Below are 654 nucleotides of genomic sequence, written 5' to 3'. Positions count from 1 at the left end.
AAAAGTAGCCATCATTGCGTGTATACGAAAGCTGGTAGTGATAATAAATTCAATGGTGAGAGATGGTGTAATGTGGGATCCTGAAATGGTTTAAAATTAGGAATTGACACCATAGTCACTTGTTAGGTACCGAAGTACACCTTAGCTTTATCGTACTTGAATAGATAAGCAATAAGCAAGCATGGAACTATTAAAGCAAAAGGTAAATAGATAAAACTATCGCCATTAGCGTTTGGAATGACAAAAGTTGCTAAAATAACAAAAGCATAAAACTGGCGGCAATATTGCCATTTTTTAATAAGTAAAATAGCGCTAGTAGGAAAAAACAAACCTATTAAAATTAAGTGAATACCCAAATCATTTTGCCAAATTTCATCAAAACCCATTGACTGACCTTTGTAGGAAAAATTCACATCAAAGCCAGGTATTACAGCCGACAGGAAAAACAAAAAGCAAAATAATCCGTGTGCTGTTATGAATTTCAATATTAGAGGCATAGATTTGAAATCTTCGACCACGATTAGGTACCTAACGAGGCTGTAGAATAACTCGTTTTTAATTTATTTTTATTGATGCATTAACCATAGCTGAGTTCCTATTTTGATTCAATCGGTTACTTCGATTTTACGTGAAATATAAAAAGAGGATTTACTG

At 33.3% G+C, this 654-nt stretch carries 1 protein-coding gene; it reads right to left on the bottom strand.

The window, feature by feature from the left end; genetic code table 11:
* Positions 1 to 122: 122 nt before the first annotated feature.
* Positions 123 to 386: a hypothetical protein gene (locus H5154_RS23010; protein WP_182719763.1), complete on the bottom strand. Its 264-nt coding sequence runs from the start codon at positions 384 to 386 to the stop codon at positions 123 to 125.
* Between the last annotated feature and the right edge of the window lie 268 nt (positions 387 to 654).

It is taken from the genome of Pseudoalteromonas sp. SR44-5, from assembly GCF_014163675.1.
GTDB classification, from domain to species: domain Bacteria; phylum Pseudomonadota; class Gammaproteobacteria; order Enterobacterales; family Alteromonadaceae; genus Pseudoalteromonas; species Pseudoalteromonas rhizosphaerae.
This window is presented reverse-complemented; position numbering and strand designations above follow the sequence as displayed.